This is a genomic window from Klebsiella sp. WP4-W18-ESBL-05, assembly GCF_014169075.1.
GTDB lineage: Bacteria > Pseudomonadota > Gammaproteobacteria > Enterobacterales > Enterobacteriaceae > Kluyvera > Kluyvera ascorbata_B.
On sequence record NZ_AP022057.1, the window covers coordinates 2,208,061 to 2,224,979 of the forward strand.

A 16,919-nucleotide genomic window follows, 5' to 3' on the forward strand; every position below is an offset into this window, starting at 1 on the left:
GAGCGTTGCCATGAGCATAATTGAAACGGCAACAGCGTCACAGCGTCTGCTGGATGTGAAAGATCTGCGCGTCACCTTCAAAACTCCCGACGGCGATGTCACCGCCGTTAACGACCTCAACTTCAGCCTGCGTGCAGGCGAAACGCTGGGGATTGTCGGCGAGTCCGGCTCCGGAAAGTCGCAAACCGCGTTTGCGTTGATGGGGTTACTGGCAAGCAACGGGCGTATTGAGGGATCGGCGCTGTTTAACGGTAAAGAAATCCTGAACCTGCCGGAGCATACGCTTAACAAGCTGCGCGCCGAGCAGATTTCCATGATTTTCCAGGACCCGATGACCTCACTGAACCCGTATATGCGGGTAGGCGAGCAGCTGATGGAAGTGCTGATGCTGCACAAAGGCATGGGAAAAGCTGAAGCGTTTGAAGAATCGGTGAAAATGCTGGATGCGGTGAAAATGCCGGAAGCGCGTAAGCGCATGAGGATGTACCCGCACGAGTTTTCCGGCGGGATGCGTCAGCGTGTGATGATCGCTATGGCACTGTTGTGTCGCCCTAAACTTCTGATTGCCGATGAGCCAACGACCGCACTGGACGTGACCGTTCAGGCGCAAATCATGACCCTGCTGAACGAGCTTAAGCGCGAGTTCAATACGGCGATAATCATGATCACCCACGATCTCGGCGTGGTCGCCGGGATCTGCGATAAGGTGCTGGTGATGTACGCCGGGCGGACCATGGAATACGGCAAAGCGCGCGATGTCTTCTATCAGCCTGCGCATCCTTATTCTATTGGTCTGTTGAATGCGGTTCCACGTCTCGACGGCGAAGGAGAATCGCTGTTGACCATTCCGGGTAACCCACCAAACCTGCTGCGTTTACCATCAGGCTGCCCGTTCCAGCCGCGCTGTCCGCATGCGATGGACGTGTGTAGCAGCGCGCCGCCGCTGGAAGAGTTTGCGCCAGGCCGCTTACGCGCCTGCTTTAAGAACGTGGGGGAACTGGTATGAGCGCCGTGACTGACGAAAGAAAAGTACTGCTCGAAATCGCCGATTTAAAGGTCCACTTCGAGATTAAAGATGGCAAACAGTGGTTCTGGCAGCCGCCAAAAACTCTGAAAGCGGTTGATGGCGTGACGCTGCGTTTATACGAAGGCGAAACGCTGGGCGTGGTGGGAGAGTCCGGCTGCGGTAAATCCACCTTTGCGCGTGCCATTATCGGCCTGGTGAAAGCGACCGATGGTAAAGTCGCCTGGCTGGGGAAAGATCTGCTGGGGATGAAACCGGATGAATGGCGCAACGTGCGCAGCGATATCCAGATGATTTTCCAGGATCCGCTGGCGTCGCTGAACCCGCGTATGACCATCGGCGAGATTATCGCCGAGCCGCTACGCACCTACTACCCGAAAATGCCGCGTCAGGAAGTTCGTGACAAAGTGAAAGCCATGATGATGAAGGTGGGGCTGCTGCCAAACCTCGTCAATCGTTACCCGCATGAGTTTTCCGGCGGTCAGTGCCAGCGTATTGGCATTGCGCGGGCGTTGATTCTTGAGCCGAAGCTGATCATTTGTGATGAGCCAGTATCCGCGTTGGATGTGTCGATTCAGGCACAGGTAGTGAACCTGCTGCAGCAGCTACAGCGTGAAATGGGCCTGTCGCTCATCTTTATTGCCCACGATCTGGCCGTCGTGAAGCACATTTCCGATCGCGTACTGGTGATGTATCTGGGGCATGCGGTGGAGCTGGGCACCTATGACGAGGTGTACAACAATCCGCTGCACCCGTACACCAAGGCGCTGATGTCCGCTGTGCCGGTTCCGGATCCGGATCTGGAGCAGAATAAAACCATTCAATTGCTGGAAGGGGAGCTGCCTTCGCCGATTAACCCGCCTTCAGGCTGCGTATTCCGTACGCGCTGCCCGCTGGCCGGGCCAGAATGTGCGCAAACGCGCCCCCTCTTAGAAGGCAGTTTCCGCCACGCGGTTTCCTGTCTCAAGGTTGACCCGTTATAATCATCTGGGCTGGCAGGTTGCCAGCCCTTTTTTTTATACGAGGGTTCATCGTGGTCGGTATTAGCGCTCTGCGCCATCGTCTCTATCATTTGCTCTTTGATCAACGCACACGAACCGGACGCCGGTTTGAAGCGTTGTGCGGTTTTTTCGCCTTATTAAGCGTCTGCGCTATTTTTATTGAGTCGGGCATTGGTACAACCTACCACCTGAGCTACGACGAATGGCATGCTTTTGTCTGGCTGGAAATAGCCTTTACGCTGGTGTTCACGCTGGAATATTTTCTGCGGCTATTCTGCTGGCCAAATCCCGCTCGCTATGTTTTTAGCTTCTGGGGTTTTATCGACCTGGCGACAATTTTACCGTTTTACGTGATTATGCTGTGGCCGGAAATAGGCGTGGAATATCTGTTTGCCTGGCGTGCGATGCGCGTTATTCGGGTGTTACGTATTCTGAAGCTGCTGCGCTTGATGCCCGCATTGAATAGCTTCTGGACGGCGATCGTCAATTCCCGCCATCAGCTGATTCTATTCTATGCCTTTATCGGCATTGTGATGGTGGTGTCCGGTGCGCTGATGTACGGCATTGAAGGGCCGGTACACGGTTTTACCACGCTCAGCACTTCGGTCTACTGGGCTATTGTGACCGTGACCACCGTGGGCTATGGCGATATTACGCCGCACACCGCCGCGGGCAGAATGGTGGCTTCTGTACTGATATTGATCGGCTATTCCGTCATTGCCATTCCGACCGGCATTATTACCGCGCAGATGACCAGCGAGTTTCAAAAGCGTCGCCAGGAGCGCGTTTGCCCGCACTGCAAACAGCGGCATCATGAACCCAGCGCGCACTACTGCAATAGCTGCGGTACCGCGCTTCCTCAACATCAGTCGCAATAAGGCGGTATTACAGGCATAAAAAAGGGCAGCCAGGCTGCCCTTGATGTTGTTATTCTCGCCAGAGAATATGGCAAAGCTTGTGATCTTTTTCGCGACACAGCAGCACACGGGCAAAAATATCGTTCAGTTCGCCGCCGTCAGTATCCGCAAGGCCAATCACCACTTCGGCAAAGAAATCCGGGTTCAGATCGTAGTCGACATGCTCCTGCCAATCTTCGGAAGGATCGAACAGCTCAGCGCCGCCGCGTTCTTCAAATTGCAGGTTGAACAGAATAATGTCGGCCGGGTCAAGATTGTCTGCCGCCAGCTCGAGAAAAATGTCATAAGCCTGCTCGAGCGTTTCATCTTCGGTCAGACGATTATTTAAATCCATATCCATGATGGCTACCTGTTGAGTGCTGATGGGCACGTTTTACAGTAATGGGCTAAAGAAGTAAAACAGTCGCTCAGCAATACGGTGCCAGAATGGACGTTTTACCCATAAACGCGCGTCCAGTAACCGCGAGCGGGAAATATAATCATCCTGCACGGCCGCGAGATCGCTGCCGAATCCGCTGTCATCGATGACCAGGGTAATCTCAAAGTTAAGCCACAGGCTGCGCATATCGAGATTAACCGTGCCGACAAGGCTCAGCTCGCCATCGACCAGCACGCTTTTGGTGTGCAGCAGACCGCCTTCAAACTGATAGATTTTGACGCCGGCCGCCAGGAGTTCGGTAAAGAAGGCGCGGCTAGCCCAGCCAACCAGCACCGAGTCGTTTTTACGCGGCAGGATAATGCTGACATCAACCCCACGCTGTGCGGCGGTGCAGATTGCGTGCAGCAGATCGTCGCTGGGGACGAAGTACGGCGTCGTCATAATCAGGTATTCGCGAGCAGAATAGGCTGCGGTCAACAGCGCCTGATGAATCAAATCTTCAGGGAAGCCTGGGCCGGAGGCGATAGTCTGAATAGTATGCCCGCTGGCCTCTTCAAAGGGCATAATGTTAAGGTCCGGCGCAGGTGGTAATATGCGCTTACCGGTTTCAATTTCCCAGTCACAGGAATAGACAATACCCATTCCCGTGGCGATCGGCCCTTCCATTCGCGCCATCAGATCAATCCATTGGCCAACGCCGGAGTCCTGCTTAAAGAAACGCGGGTCGACCATGTTCATACTGCCGGTGTAAGCAATATAGTTGTCGATCATGATCATTTTGCGATGCTGACGTAAATCCATGCGCCGTAAAAATACACGCATCAGATTAACCTTGAGCGCCTCGACCACCTCGATGCCTGCATTACGCATCATCGCTGCCCACGGGCTGCGGAAGAAGGCGACGCTGCCAGCCGAATCGAGCATCAGGCGGCAGTGTACGCCGCGACGTGCGGCGGCCATCAGCGATTCGGCTACCTGATCGGCCATGCCGCCGGGCTGCCAGATGTAAAAGACCATTTCGATATTGTGCCGCGCCAATTGGATGTCGCGGATGACCGCCTGCATGACATCGTCGGAGTCGGTAAGCAGCTGTAGCTGATTGCCCTTCAGGCCGGCGATGCCTTGACGGCGTTCGCATAGCTTAAACAGCGAAGAGGCGACCTGGCTGTTATCGTCGGCGAAAATGTGTTTGCAGGCCTTCAGGTCGTTTAACCATTTGGCGGTGGAAGGCCACATGGCGCGCGCACGTTCCGCGCGTCGCTTGCCGAGATGCAGTTCGCCCAGCGAGAGATAGGCAATAATACCGACCAGCGGCAGGATATAGATGATCAGCAGCCAGGCCATTGCCGACGGCACGGCGCGGCGTTTCATCAGAATACGCAGCGTTACCCCGGCGATTAACAACCAATACCCCAGAATAGCCATCCAACTTACTACGGTGTACACGGTTGTCATAGTTCGAAAATCCTTTTGAATGCCAGATGTTAAGAGTTTACGCATCAGGAGACATCTGGCAAATAAAAACGCACCCAGAAAGCGCTGGTCAGCGATTAGCAAGGGGCTATAATGGAGCGTCTTTTTTAGCAAGAGCGTGAGCAATGAAGCGTAGTAGACCTGAAGTGGGGCGCTGGCGGATGCTGAGACAAGCAAGCCGCCGTAAAGCGCGTTGGCTGGAAGCTCAATCGCGTCGTAACATGCGCATCCACTCCATCAGAAAGTGCCTGGTCGGTCGGCAGCGTAACTGCCTGTTGTTCGCCATCTACGATCTCTGATGATAAAAAAGGGCACCGTCAGGGTGCCCTCTGTTTTTGCTGGTGGCTCAGCGTTAACGTCAATCAGAACACTTTTTATATTGTCGTTCGCGTATTCCGATTAAAGACGTTCCATTCCATGAATCCCCGTCCTCTCTGACGCGACGCGTATCTGTGAGTACGGCATGCTGCGTTGCGGGTGAAAATAAGATCAAGATAAGTAGATGTTTGCGGCCACTGGTCCGTTGAGACCATTGATACGACAAAACTCAACGCGGATTCCCGGTATCAGGTTTTCGGATTGACTACAATAGACTGCTGAAATGTGTAGCAGAACGTCTTTTCGACCGTCGGAAGGGGTGATAAAACCTTTACCACTGATAGCATCAAAACTTTTGACAATGCCTGTCATTTTACGAGACAAATAGATTCCTTGTTAAAAATTACGGGCAAACTATACGCTTAAAAAAAATTAAAAGCTAATGTTATGCCAGAATTTTAATCAGGACTCCTGGATGGCTAAAATAAAATTTGCTAATCCGCATAGGAAGTGCATTAATGGCTGCGTAAGCTTGAAACGCAAGCAAAACGTAAAACATTCTTCTGTATAGCCTTCATTGTCTGGCGCTATCGCTGATATCTCCTTCCTTTGAGTTCAACGTACAGTACTATGTGTTTATAGCAATCATCGAAATTAACATCCGTAAAAGAAGTCGGTATGTTTTCAAGAATGATTGCATACAAATTTGATTGCCAAATGAGGATTTTAGTTAACGCCATGAGAACATTTGGCCACAGCGTATTTTTAGATGTGCGGCGAGGATCTGAATAAACTATTGCAATACGGGCAGACTAACTGTGAGCCCTTCTGAACTCGAGTAAAACTATGCTCTGAGTTCTTCGAGCAGTTTGGGCATAGGCACTTAACCAGATAATTGCGGTTTGATTGTGTATTCTTACGTCCGGACATAGACATCTCCTGATTGAATGGACTGTCACCATACACGGTTATGCATGTGGATGCTTGTTTGTTTTAGCTTTACATCGGTATTGCCACGTAAAAGTCACATTCATAACAAAAAGTAAGTTAAACCTTCAAAAAGAGGTATATAGTATTAATTTAAATATTCATTTTAGATGCCCATGTTGCCATGGCTCTCAATATCGAATGTCAGCGTTTGATGTCTCAGAGAAAAAACCATTTGGTGCGAAGTGTATTTTTTGTAAAACCAATATGGTCTTTAATGGGTGTATGAATGCCAGTGATAAAATTCCTGGCGTGCGGCATGGCGTTTAGCACAACGGAGGACTGTGCTGGTTATCTTTTCGGATATTATCAAGCAAGATATTACTCAATACAGAGATTAGTTTGAGCAGTAATCCCCTAAGCATAAGAGGATTATTGCTTTATACTGACAATGTATAAATTTATACGGCTAAACGCTGATTAAATTTTTGTTCCATCATATATTCTATCTTTACCCATGGATTTCGCCTGGTACAGGTAGCCGTCAGCGATAGCGATGGCATCTTCAGCTTTTTTATCGCTCAGCACGCAAACCCCGCCACTGAACGTCACTTTCAGGTTTGGCTCTCTGAATTGACGATGCTTAACTTCATTTTTCCAGTTTTCCAGCCACTCGATAGCATCATCCAAATTCACATCGGTAAAGATTACAGCAATTTCCTCACCACCATAGCGATACAAAGTGATGTCAGATAGCCCGCACAAGCGCATTCCAAAGCTTGCAACCGTTTTGAGTACGATATCTCCGGTTGTATGACCAAAGCTATCATTAATCAGTTTGAAATTATCAATATCTATCAAGGCAAGAATGGCATTGTTATTACTGCTTTTTTTCTGAATATCAGCGTCAAACGCTCGGCGATTTTTTAAACCAGTAAGGCTGTCAGTTAACGATTCTGATTTGACGTGATCCATCTGGAGGGTGGTGTTTTTTATTTGCTCGACGAGCAGTTCGTCAGCAGCTTTCTTCTCAATAATTCCATTCTGTATGGAACCCGTAATACGGATATATATATTGTTAAGTATTGTCCTCATTGACCACCAGCAGGTGGCGAGAACAAGTAGTAAGATCGTTGTTATAATGAAAATTGGGAAGTTTTTATTATAAGCGATATTGCTGTATTCTGAACGGTCTACTTTAATCAACAGATACCAATCCGGATGGCTAATATGATAATAGTAATAATATGCCTTAGTATCGGGAAGGTAAAATGTACCATTGTACTCACCGATATTGGACATCACATCAGGAATATGCGTCAGTTCATCTTTGCTATCTGAACTGAGTACGACAGAACCCTCTCTGGTTATGAGATACTTAGTGTTCGGCAACGGTGAGGCCAGTTTCTTTAATGAGCGCTCTCCTTTGATAACATCAATGTCGAACGAAACAACACCAAAATGTTTACCGTCACTGCCACTGACCGGTAGTGACATTGAATATATTTTTCTTGATGTATTAAGGTCAGTATAAGGTTCAGTAAATACTACATCACCGGCGCTGATTTGACCTGCGATATACCATGGCCGCGTTTTATGATCGACTGAATCAGTGCTTGATGCATAAGGAACATGAACCTCTCTGTCTTCAGGAGTAGACGTAATGATTGCCAGGATGTCGGGTAGTAACCTTAGATGACTTGTCAAAAACGCCGATAATTCACCGTCACTCATTTTGCTGTTTTTTTCTTTGTATTTTTCAACAAGCTCTGATTTTAGATATAACAGAGACTCTTCGTTAGCATTTATGTCTTTCTGAATAAATGACGCAATATTTTGCGTATGCGTATTATGTAGAGAGTGATAATGTTTGAATATATGATTTTTCTGCAATAGCACTAGCACAAGACTAGAGAGAAATACGCATACGGCAAGTATCGTAAATATAAAATTTAATGGTCTCTTAAAACTTAAACTACCAATCATAAATTACTCCAGAGCTTGTTAATATCTACATCCATGCAAAATAAAAGCACTTAATAAAAACGTATTATTTTTTTGAAACTGCGTTTTATTTTTATTGCAATTATATCATTGATTGTCATTAACGATCAATGTTTATGTATCGATCGTTTTTGCCTATAGTTAATTTTTGTGAGCAAGCGGTCATTCAAATACGTATATCGCATTAGGCTCAGCGTGCTTTACAGCCTGAAGGGAAGAGGGATGGTTCTTTTGGTGGAAATAACCGGAAAGTTAACTTCCTGTTATTTGGTTGGTTTGGCCAGGTGCAATGGCAATGCAGCGTTAATAATATTCACCGGAACAACCCACGCCGGGCCTCAGCCAGGATGTTTTTCCGGAACGATGAAAGTCATTCAAAAAATCAGAATGCTGTGGCCTGGTGATACGCATTTCTGATGATATTACAAGGAGCATCACCGGGTAGAATCCCTGAGTTGATACGGGATTTGGAGAATACGGAAAGTATGGTAAAACCAGACTGGGAGGTCATCGAGACGGCGCACTGGATCCGTGGGTGAACAATCTTATTCTTACACCGATAGCGACCTCATATATAGAAAAACCTGAAGATTTTCATCGAATATAACAACTCCTATTGCGAAAAGCAGCGCGCCTATTACCGCCATCCCGATAACGTTAAAATAGAAATTCCAGGGTTCTTTTGCGCGGTAGATATAGTATTTTTCATACGAGCCCTTGTACCAGCCAATGAAAACGCCAGTTTGGATAGCTCTTCCTGTATGACAGATATAGAAGAGGCCGCACAGACAAAAAGCCAAAGCAGCTAGCGCATCTAAAGTACTCATTCAGACAATAACCTTATCTTTCAAAATGGCAGACCAGGCACTTATACTTCAAGTATGTCATTAGCAAACAACACGTTGAACCCGGTGGAAGGCAAATCGAGGGTAAAGTTAAGGGCACAAACATTGTGTACTTGTTTGCGCCCTTAAGAATTAAAGTCAAGGCAGTGTCTTTTTGGTCATGTATTCAATCCGTTGATCACCCTGTAGAATGACTGATTTACGGGTGAGAATTTATGGCTCAGGTTGACGTGAAATGTCCCTTCTGTGGACGCATTGATGCGGTTAAAAAGCATGGTCTGGGCACTGCCGGGCACCAGCGCTATCGTTGTCAGTCATGTAGCCGAACTTTCCAGCTTGATTACGCTTATCGTGCCTGCCAGCACGGCATGAAAGAGCAAATTGTTGACCTTGCGATGAACAACTCGGGGATCCGCGATACTGCAAGAGCGCTACATATCAGCATTAATGCTGTTGTGCGCACCTTAAAAAACTCTCGCCGCGACGGGTAACTACGCTTCCACTGGACAACCTGCAAATCCAGCTGATTTGTGAAATTGATGAAATGTGGTCATTTGTGGGCAACAAGAAGCAGCAGCGTTGGTTGTGGTATGCATGGGAGCCTCGCCTCAAACGTATTATTGCCCATGCTTTTGGCCGTCGAAGCAAAAAGACTTTGCGTAAGTTATTGAAGCTGTTAGTGGGCTTTAATGTTGTCTTCTGGTGCACAGATAACTTCAGCGTTTACGACATGTTACCGAATGAAAAGCACATCACAGGCAAGCTTTATACACAACGGATAGAGCGTGAAAACCTGAACCTTCGCAACCGGCTAAAGCGGCTTAATCGTAAGACCCTCGGATACTCGAAATCAGTAGAAATGCATGACAAAATTATCGGTACATTCATTGAGCGTGAGCACTACTTGCAATGAGCCGATCTACACATTGAATACGTGACCGTCTTTTTTAATGTATTGTATTTATTGATTATTTTTTATCAAAATACCTTTTTATACGGTTTTACCCAAACCTGCTGATAGACTCCGGCCGCCACGTACGGGTCGTCCTGGGCCCAGGACTGGGCGGCTTCAAGAGATTCAAATTCTGCAATAACCGTGGAACCGCTGAAACCTGCGGCACCCGGATCGTTGCTGTCGACTGCAGGCATTGGGCCAGCGGTCAGCAGACGGCCTTCATCGTGCAGCAGTTGCAAACGGGCCAGATGAGCAGGGCGAACGGCAAGACGTTTTTCAAGAGAGTCGGCGACATCCTGGGCATAAATGACGTAAAGCACGGGCAGAACTCCTGTTTAAAATAGTTTGCGGATTACGGTAAGGGAAAGCGTCGGTGACTGCAACGCAAAGTTGCACTGCCGTAAAAAGAGGGAAATCGGTGCGCGCTTTTTGGGCAACTGCGGGAGAAAATTGACCGAAGATAAGATGTCTTATTGAATATGATTGCTATTTGCATTTAAAATTGAGCTCTCATTTTTCAACTGTAACGACTATGACTGCAATGACCTATGATTTACCTCGCCGGTTTCCCTGGCCGACGTTGCTCTCAGTTGGCATCCATGGCGCCGTCGTGGCCGGTCTGCTGTATACCTCGGTACATCAGGTTATTGAACTGCCCGCGCCCGCGCAGCCGATTACGGTCACGATGGTGGCCCCTGCCGATTTAGAACCGCCTCAGGCCGTGGTTCAGCCCCAGCCTGTCGTTGAACCGGAACCTGAGCCGGAACCGGAGCCTATTCCTGAAGTGCCGCAGGCGCCGGTGGTGATCCATAAACCGAAGCCAAAACCGAAACCGAAGCCAAAACCGGTGAAAAAAATTGAGCAACCGAAGCAAGAAGTGCGGCCGGTTGAATCTCGTCCGCTGTCAACGGTCAACCGCGATGCGCCACCGGCAAGTTCAGTAGCGAACAATCTTCCCGGGGCCAGCGCGCCGTCGGTGAATGCACCAACCGGTCCGCGTGCGCTGAATCGTCCTCAGCCGGGGTACCCGACGCGCGCTCAGGCGCTGCGTATTGAAGGTAAAGTGCGGGTCAAATTCGACGTGACCGCCGATGGCCGTGTGGAGAATGTGGAAATACTCTCGGCGCAGCCATCCAATATGTTTGAACGCGACGTGAAAACGGCGATGCGTAAATGGCGTTACGAAGCCGGGAAACCGGGGACGGGATTGATTATGAATATTGAATTCCGCCTGAAAGGCGTGCAGATGAATTAAGCGAAAGCCCCCGAAAGGGGGCTTTGTCGTTATACGGCGAGGACTTTATCCAGTGCCTTCTGCGCGGCGACGAAGTGCTGGCCGCCAAAAAGAATAGCGCGGTTAATCAGCGTATAGAGCTGGTAAATGGGCTGACGGTCGAGAAAATCGGCCGGAAGCGGGGACACCGACTGATAGCCATCGTAGATCTGCGGTGGGCGATCCGGATGCAGCGGCAGCATGGCCAGATCGCACTCACGGTCTCCCCAGTAGCAGGCAGGATCAAAAATGTAGGGCCCGTTCGGCCCAAGCGCGCAGTTATTTGACCACAAATCGCCGTGCAGCAGAGAAGGCTGCGGCTGATGTGCGCTCAGGCGCTGCTGCACGTGATCGACGATCGCGTCGATATCGCCAAACTCCATGCCTTTTTCCGCCGCCAGCTCGAGCTGCCAGCCGATGCGCTGCTCGGAAAAGAATGTCGACCAGCGACGCTGCCAGGCGTTGGGCTGCGGGGTAGTGGAGAGATCGTTATCAAAATCGAGACCGAACTGCGGCTGATCGCTCCACTGATGTAAGTGCGCCAGCTGTTGACCCAGCAGGAAGGCATTGTGCGCGTCCAGCGGACGAGGCGGGAGATATTCCATCACCAGGAAACTGTAGTCGCGGTCTGCGCCGACGACGAAGACCTCTGGGACAGACACCGTTTTACTGCGAGAGAGCAGCTCCAGCTGGTCGGCCTCTGCGGTAAAAATGGGCAACAATTCACGTTCATCGCACTTCACGAAAAAATCACGACCGGCATAACGCATATGCCACGCGGCGTGAATTTCTCCGCCGGGCAGTTCATTACGCAGATCGATTTCGCCACTTCCGAGTTGCTCGCCTAACAGGCTACTGATCGCTTGCCACATGATGTCTCTCCCCATGTTTTCTGCCGTATCATAAGGTTAGCGCATTACTGCCGGGTAAAAATTCGAGCTATACCGCACAACGGGTAAAAAGAATGTAGAAAGCAGAAGCGACGTAATAACGTTTCTGCTACAGACGTATGGTGACTCAACCAGCGGAGACACTCGATTGTTAACAATGGAGTTTGCTTAGCATAGTTGATTACAACAATTTAGCGACCTGCGGGTTAGCCCGCAGGGGCGTTTTCCTGCACATTTAGTGCGATTGCAGGTAGTCGTAGATCTTTTGCGTATTCTCGCGCGAGCACAGGCGGGTGCCTTGATTAAGCGTCGCGGCGCTGCCTGCTGCCACACCGTAGCGAACCATGTCCTGCAGGCTGGCGTTTTCCGCCAGTTTCAACGTCATCGCGCCGACCATGCTGTCGCCCGCGCCAACGGTGCTTTGGCTTTTAATGGGGGGCGGGACAACCTGCACGCAGCTATGCGCGTCAACGGCCAGCGCCCCTTGGGCACCTAGCGACACCACGACACGGTGGGCTTTTCCACTGCGGACCAGTTCCTGCGCGGCGTTGCGGACGTCGTCCGGCTGGCTTAAATCGCGCTGTACCAGCGCACTTAGCTCTTTTTGATTCGGTTTTACCAGCTCGATATTGCCAATCTCCAGCGCGGCCGTGAGCGCCTCGCCGGAACTGTCGATAATGCAGCGTAATCCGTGCTGTTGAGCGGCACGGATCAGGGCGACAAATTGCAGCAGTGAAACGCCGGGCGGTAAACTGCCGCTGATGACTAATAACGAGCCCGGAGGAATCTGTAACACCTGCGTCTGAAGCGCCTGAATTTCGTCATCATGTAACGCAGCGCCCGGCATCACAAAACGGTACTGCTCGCCGCTGGCATCAATGTGTACGTGCAGGTTCTGACGCGTCCATTCACGCGAGGCAATGGTCACGACGGGAACATGTTCAGTCTGCAGCAGCGTAACCAGATGTTCGCCCGTTGCGCCGCCCGCCGGGAAGAGGGCGGTGGCGTTGCCGCCAAGGAAGGTTATCGCCCGTGCAACGTTAATCCCACCGCCGCCCGGTTCAAAAATGGGTGCGCTACAGCGGAGTTTCCCCTCAGGATAGATTTGCGGCGTTTGGGTCGCGCTGTCGAGAGAAGGGGCGAACGTGAGTGTGTAAATTTTAACCATAGCTATAAACTCCATTTATGAGCTAATGAGCGGCTCGAAACACATGTAGAGGTAAGTCTGGCACCTGGTTAACAATAAATAAAGCAACAACGGCATGATTTTTATAGAAAAGAGTAAATAAATGCTTACTTTTATTATGAAATAAAATGCGGTTTAAGAACGCTCTTATTCAAAAAATGACAGCAGATTAGGATTGCTATGTTATACGTGGCTTTTTATAATTTGTTGCCTTTCTATGGACCACCCCGTCGTTGATCCTCGCGAAAGTTTCCGGGACGTAAGCGTCTCCTTTTTTGTTGTACGGACTCATAATAAATGAAGCTTTTGAAGACAGTACCGGCAGCGGTTGTGCTGCTGGGGGGCGTGTTTGCGTCTGCGTATGCAACCGCCAGTGATACCGTTTTTACTGTCATGGATGACCCAACCGCCGCTAAGAAACCTTTTGAAGGTAACGTGAATGCGGGCTACCTCGCGCAATCAGGTAATACTAAAAGCTCGTCAGCCACCGCTGATACGACGCTGACCTGGTACGGCGATACGACAGCATGGTCCCTGTGGGGCAATGCCAGCAATACTTCGGCTAACGATGAACGATCTTCTGAAAAGTACGCCGTTGGCGGCCGTAGTCGTTATAACATGACGAATCAAGACTATCTATTCGGTCAGGCCAGCTGGTTGACTGACCGCTATAACGGCTATCATGAACGTGATGTCTTCACGGCTGGTTATGGTCGTCAGTTCCTGAATGGCCCTATTCACAGCTTCCGCTTTGAATTTGGTCCAGGGGTTCGCTATGACGAATATACCGATGGCAACACGGAAACCCAGGCGCTCGGCTACGCTTCTGCTGCCTACGCGTGGCAGATGACCGACACCGCCAAATTTACTCAGGGCGTATCCGTCCTGGGGGCTGATGATACCACCGTGAACTCAGAGACCGCGCTGAACGTGGCAATCAACGCACACTTCGGTCTGAAGGTTGCTTACAACGTCACCTGGAACTCTGAGCCGCCGGAAACTGCGCCGAATCACACCGATCGCCGCACTTCTCTGACGCTGGGTTATACCATGTAATATTTATGGGCCGGTTTTCTTCCGGCCTGTATTTTCAGTTTAGCGTATTGTGTTATTCTTAAATTCAACCGCTGTTTTATTTAATTAAAAATACACTCCCTCCATAATATCTCCATATTTGCCGTTTCAGACATATATTCAGTAAATTTGACACGAATAGCTAAATATTTTGACTAGTCAAAAGTGTGATCTGGATCTAGACTATGTTCAAGGGCGAAATGATGCCTGGCAGTCTAGAGTCTTAATCCAGTTAGAGAATAAACATTATGAAAAATATCAAAATCGCATCTGCAGCTATTCTGCTGTCAGCACTCTCTTTCGGCGTATTTGCCGCCGAACCTGCAACGCAGCCAGCCCGTACCACTAACGCCACCACCGTTCAACACGTGGGGATCTCCAGCGCTTATGACGTTGAAGCGGGTTCTAACATCGCCCCCGGCTCACAGTCTACCGGCCGCTCTATGGACGACGCATTCAATGTCCATACCCTTGTTGCGGGTGAGTGGTATTAATCATTCTGTGCTGTAATAATTTGATTTAATTATTTTATACCGGCAGAGAAAACCGGGTAGAGATGTACCGGTTTTTCTTGCTGCTGTTGATATTTAGCTAATTAAGTATGTTGATATTTAAAACGATAGTTCGGATATTTTAACGGCACGTATTGTTAATTGAATCGGGTTAAGCGCATTTTTTGTATATAAATGATCTTTAACCATACTTTTCCCAATCCCCATTCTTTACGTTTTATTATCCCCAAATCATTGCTGCCCATCGCAGCAACAGCATGGCACCACAGATAGCGATCAGCACTAGCACCATTTTCCAGTGTTTTTTTGCAAATCGATGTGTTGGCATGGTCCATTCCTTTTGGCATTGAATGCACTTAGTGTACCAGAATCTCGCACCTGGCGTATTTCCCTCTTATAGTTCTTGTGTCGTCTTATGCGGAGAACAGGTATGCGCAACCCCACCTTATTACAATGCTTTCATTGGTATTATCCCGCCGGTGGTGAATTGTGGCTGGAAGCGGCGGCGTTGGCGCCCAGCTTGAACGAAATTGGTATCAACATGATTTGGCTGCCGCCGGCCTGCAAAGGGGCGTCTGGGGGGTATTCCGTTGGCTATGACAGCTACGATCTTTTTGATTTGGGGGAGTTCGATCAGAAAGGAACGGTGGCAACCAAATATGGCGATAAATCTCAGCTGCTGGCGGCCATCGACGCCCTGAAACAACATGATATTGCGGTGCTGATGGACGTGGTCGTCAACCATAAGATGGGAGCAGATGAGAAGGAGCGTATCCGCGTACAGCGCGTGAATGCAGACGATCGTACGCAAATCGATGACGAAGTCATTGAGTGTGAAGCGTGGACCCGCTACACGTTTCCCGCGCGCGCAGGAAAATACTCGCAGTTTATCTGGGATTTCAGATGTTTTAGCGGCATTGACCATATCGAGAACCCTGACGAAGATGGCATCTTCAAAATCGTGAACGACTATACCGGCGAAGGCTGGAGCGATCAGGTCGACGACGAAATGGGGAACTATGACTATCTGATGGGCGAAAATGTTGATTTTCGCAATCAGGCGGTGGCGGAAGAATTGAAATACTGGGCACGGTGGATGCTTGAGCAGACCGGCTGCGATGGTTTTCGCCTGGATGCCGTTAAACATATCCCCGCGTGGTTCTATAAGGCGTGGATTGAGCACGTGCAGGAAGTGGCCGCCAAGCCGCTGTTTGTTGTTGCGGAATATTGGTCCCATGATGTCGAGAAATTACAGCAGTACATTGCTCAGGTTGAGGGGAAAACTCTGCTGTTTGATGCCCCATTGCAAATGCATTTCCACGATGCGTCGCGCATGGGACGCGATTATGACATGAGCCAGATCTTTACCGGTACGTTGGTTGAGGCCGACCCGTTCCATGCGGTTACGCTGGTGGCGAACCATGATACCCAGCCGCTTCAGGCGTTGGAAGCGCCGGTGGAAGCCTGGTTTAAACCGCTGGCTTATGCGCTAATCCTGCTGCGTGAAAACGGCGTGCCGTCGGTCTTTTATCCCGATCTGTTTGGCGCCCACTATGAAGATAGCGGCGGGGACGGTGAAAACTACGTTATCGACATGCCGGTGATTGAGCAGCTACACGAGCTGATTCATGCCCGCCAGCGCTTCGCCCACGGTGTACAGACCCTGTGGTTCGATCATCCGAACTGCATTGCCTTTAGTCGCAGTGGAACAGAAGATATGCCGGGCTGCGTGGTGGTGCTGTCTAATGGCGACGCCGGTGAAAAGACGCTGACGCTCGGCGAAAATTATGCCAATAAGCGCTGGAAAGATTTTCTTAATAACCGCGAGGAGTGTGTTGAAACCAACGACGCGGGGGGCGCGACCTTTACCTGTAATGGCGGTAGCGTCAGCGTGTGGGTGATGGAGGAGGGGCTGTAAGCGCCAGTCAGTCATCATCATCGCCATTGGCGGTGACGATGCGCTGCTTTTATCTTCGATAGCGGCAGTCATCGGCTGTCGTCGCCAATTCACACTTTTCTGCCAGGTCAGCGGCGTGTACACTGGTGCTTCGGTATCAGGGCGTTAATGCGGGTACATTCAGAATACTTGTGGATGTACACACTTAGCAGAGTGAAGCTCAGAAACGCATTTAACAAACTGA

Annotated in this window: 20 protein-coding genes and 1 pseudogene; 11 read left to right on the plus strand and 10 right to left on the minus strand. The window is 49.7% G+C overall.

From position 1 onward, the window contains the following. The first annotated feature begins 10 nt into the window (after positions 1 to 10). The 3 genes from H7R58_RS10550 to H7R58_RS10560 are packed head-to-tail and all read left to right on the plus strand — an operon-like array spanning position 11 to position 2,903. Positions 11 to 1,006, plus strand: a complete 996-nt coding sequence (locus H7R58_RS10550) for an ABC transporter ATP-binding protein (protein WP_106930803.1) — start codon at positions 11 to 13, stop codon at positions 1,004 to 1,006. Next, positions 1,003 to 2,007: a murein tripeptide/oligopeptide ABC transporter ATP-binding protein OppF gene (gene oppF, locus H7R58_RS10555; RefSeq protein ID WP_106930805.1), complete on the plus strand. Its 1,005-nt coding sequence runs from the start codon at positions 1,003 to 1,005 to the stop codon at positions 2,005 to 2,007. The genes H7R58_RS10550 and oppF overlap by 4 nt, the downstream gene beginning before the upstream one ends. A gap of 50 nt (positions 2,008 to 2,057) precedes the next feature. Beyond that, positions 2,058 to 2,903 carry an ion transporter gene (locus H7R58_RS10560; protein ID WP_413774311.1) on the plus strand — a complete coding sequence of 282 codons (846 nt, stop codon included), beginning with the start codon at positions 2,058 to 2,060 and terminating at the stop codon, positions 2,901 to 2,903. 49 nt (positions 2,904 to 2,952) lie between these two features. On the opposite strand, the gene H7R58_RS10565 is transcribed toward H7R58_RS10560, so the two are convergent. Beyond that, entirely contained in the window at positions 2,953 to 3,282 is a 330-nt protein-coding gene (locus H7R58_RS10565) for an HI1450 family dsDNA-mimic protein (protein ID WP_106930809.1), read from the minus strand. A 33-nt stretch (positions 3,283 to 3,315) separates the two neighbouring features. Beyond that, on the minus strand, positions 3,316 to 4,776 hold the full coding sequence (cls, locus tag H7R58_RS10570) for a cardiolipin synthase (RefSeq protein WP_106930811.1): 1,461 nt from the start codon (positions 4,774 to 4,776) through the stop codon (positions 3,316 to 3,318). Positions 4,777 to 4,919: 143 nt separating this feature from the next. On the opposite strand from cls, the gene H7R58_RS10575 reads away from it, so the two are divergent. After that, the gene (locus H7R58_RS10575) at positions 4,920 to 5,093 is read left to right on the plus strand and encodes a YciY family protein (protein WP_015964169.1); all 174 of its coding nucleotides are present in this window, start codon (positions 4,920 to 4,922) and stop codon (positions 5,091 to 5,093) included. Between the two features lie 190 nt (positions 5,094 to 5,283). On the opposite strand, the gene cspF is transcribed toward H7R58_RS10575, so the two are convergent. Together cspF and H7R58_RS25285 are read right to left on the minus strand one after the other, a co-directional pair. Continuing rightward, complete coding sequence (cspF, locus tag H7R58_RS10580) at positions 5,284 to 5,496, minus strand: cold shock-like protein CspF (RefSeq protein ID WP_182929000.1); 213 nt, start codon at positions 5,494 to 5,496, stop codon at positions 5,284 to 5,286. Between the two features lie 381 nt (positions 5,497 to 5,877). Beyond that, a complete protein-coding gene (locus H7R58_RS25285; RefSeq protein WP_320108696.1) occupies positions 5,878 to 6,048 on the minus strand; it encodes a YnfU family zinc-binding protein in 171 nt (56 codons plus the stop codon). Positions 6,049 to 6,186: 138 nt separating this feature from the next. Here H7R58_RS25285 and H7R58_RS25290 point away from each other — a divergent pair, with 138 nt between their 5' ends. After that, on the plus strand, positions 6,187 to 6,369 hold the full coding sequence (locus tag H7R58_RS25290) for a cold shock small protein YmcF (RefSeq protein ID WP_227674979.1): 183 nt from the start codon (positions 6,187 to 6,189) through the stop codon (positions 6,367 to 6,369). 150 nt (positions 6,370 to 6,519) lie between these two features. On the opposite strand, the gene H7R58_RS10585 is transcribed toward H7R58_RS25290, so the two are convergent. Continuing rightward, complete coding sequence (locus H7R58_RS10585; RefSeq protein ID WP_182934719.1) at positions 6,520 to 8,025, minus strand: sensor domain-containing diguanylate cyclase; 1,506 nt, start codon at positions 8,023 to 8,025, stop codon at positions 6,520 to 6,522. A 400-nt stretch (positions 8,026 to 8,425) separates the two neighbouring features. Between H7R58_RS10585 and H7R58_RS25605 the strand changes: the two are divergent. Next, a pseudogene (locus H7R58_RS25605) lies at positions 8,426 to 8,537 on the plus strand (hypothetical protein); the annotation flags it as partial. A gap of 57 nt (positions 8,538 to 8,594) precedes the next feature. On the opposite strand, the gene H7R58_RS10590 reads toward H7R58_RS25605, so the two are convergent. Beyond that, complete coding sequence (locus tag H7R58_RS10590) at positions 8,595 to 8,870, minus strand: hypothetical protein (RefSeq protein WP_182934720.1); 276 nt, start codon at positions 8,868 to 8,870, stop codon at positions 8,595 to 8,597. Between the two features lie 233 nt (positions 8,871 to 9,103). Between H7R58_RS10590 and H7R58_RS10595 the strand changes: the two genes are divergently transcribed. Then, positions 9,104 to 9,801, plus strand: a protein-coding gene (locus tag H7R58_RS10595) for an IS1 family transposase (RefSeq protein WP_182929052.1) whose coding sequence is annotated in 2 segments (ribosomal slippage) — positions 9,104 to 9,353 and positions 9,353 to 9,801 — 699 coding nt in all. Because the reading frame shifts where the segments join, the coding sequence is not laid out codon by codon here. Between the two features lie 65 nt (positions 9,802 to 9,866). Here the strand turns inward: H7R58_RS10595 and H7R58_RS10600 are convergent. Continuing rightward, positions 9,867 to 10,163 carry a YciI family protein gene (locus H7R58_RS10600; protein WP_106930819.1) on the minus strand — a complete coding sequence of 99 codons (297 nt, stop codon included), beginning with the start codon at positions 10,161 to 10,163 and terminating at the stop codon, positions 9,867 to 9,869. Positions 10,164 to 10,384: 221 nt separating this feature from the next. Here H7R58_RS10600 and tonB point away from each other — a divergent pair, with 221 nt between their 5' ends. Beyond that, positions 10,385 to 11,098, plus strand: coding sequence for a TonB system transport protein TonB (tonB, locus tag H7R58_RS10605; protein WP_181358060.1), 714 nt, complete (start codon positions 10,385 to 10,387; stop codon positions 11,096 to 11,098). Positions 11,099 to 11,127: 29 nt separating this feature from the next. Here the strand turns inward: tonB and H7R58_RS10610 are convergent, their stop codons facing one another. Both H7R58_RS10610 and pfkB read right to left on the minus strand, forming a co-directional pair. Further along, positions 11,128 to 11,988 (minus strand): fructosamine kinase family protein, encoded by an 861-nt coding sequence (locus tag H7R58_RS10610; protein ID WP_182928997.1) that lies wholly within the window; start codon positions 11,986 to 11,988, stop codon positions 11,128 to 11,130. A 253-nt stretch (positions 11,989 to 12,241) separates the two neighbouring features. Next, a complete protein-coding gene (gene pfkB / locus H7R58_RS10615) occupies positions 12,242 to 13,174 on the minus strand; it encodes a 6-phosphofructokinase II (RefSeq protein ID WP_106930825.1) in 933 nt (310 codons plus the stop codon). Between the two features lie 315 nt (positions 13,175 to 13,489). Here pfkB and H7R58_RS10620 point away from each other — a divergent pair, with 315 nt between their 5' ends. Both H7R58_RS10620 and H7R58_RS10625 read left to right on the plus strand, forming a co-directional pair. Further along, positions 13,490 to 14,248 (plus strand): DUF481 domain-containing protein, encoded by a 759-nt coding sequence (locus tag H7R58_RS10620; RefSeq protein ID WP_106930827.1) that lies wholly within the window; start codon positions 13,490 to 13,492, stop codon positions 14,246 to 14,248. Positions 14,249 to 14,514: 266 nt separating this feature from the next. Further along, positions 14,515 to 14,760 (plus strand): YdgH/BhsA/McbA family protein, encoded by a 246-nt coding sequence (locus H7R58_RS10625; protein ID WP_106929232.1) that lies wholly within the window; start codon positions 14,515 to 14,517, stop codon positions 14,758 to 14,760. Between the two features lie 238 nt (positions 14,761 to 14,998). Here H7R58_RS10625 and yniD read toward each other — a convergent pair whose 3' ends face one another. Further along, positions 14,999 to 15,106, minus strand: coding sequence for a small membrane protein YniD (yniD, locus tag H7R58_RS10630; RefSeq protein WP_100249959.1), 108 nt, complete (start codon positions 15,104 to 15,106; stop codon positions 14,999 to 15,001). A gap of 102 nt (positions 15,107 to 15,208) precedes the next feature. Here yniD and amyA point away from each other — a divergent pair, with 102 nt between their 5' ends. After that, positions 15,209 to 16,696, plus strand: a complete 1,488-nt coding sequence (amyA, locus tag H7R58_RS10635) for an alpha-amylase (protein WP_182928995.1) — start codon at positions 15,209 to 15,211, stop codon at positions 16,694 to 16,696. Positions 16,697 to 16,919: the final 223 nt, after the last annotated feature.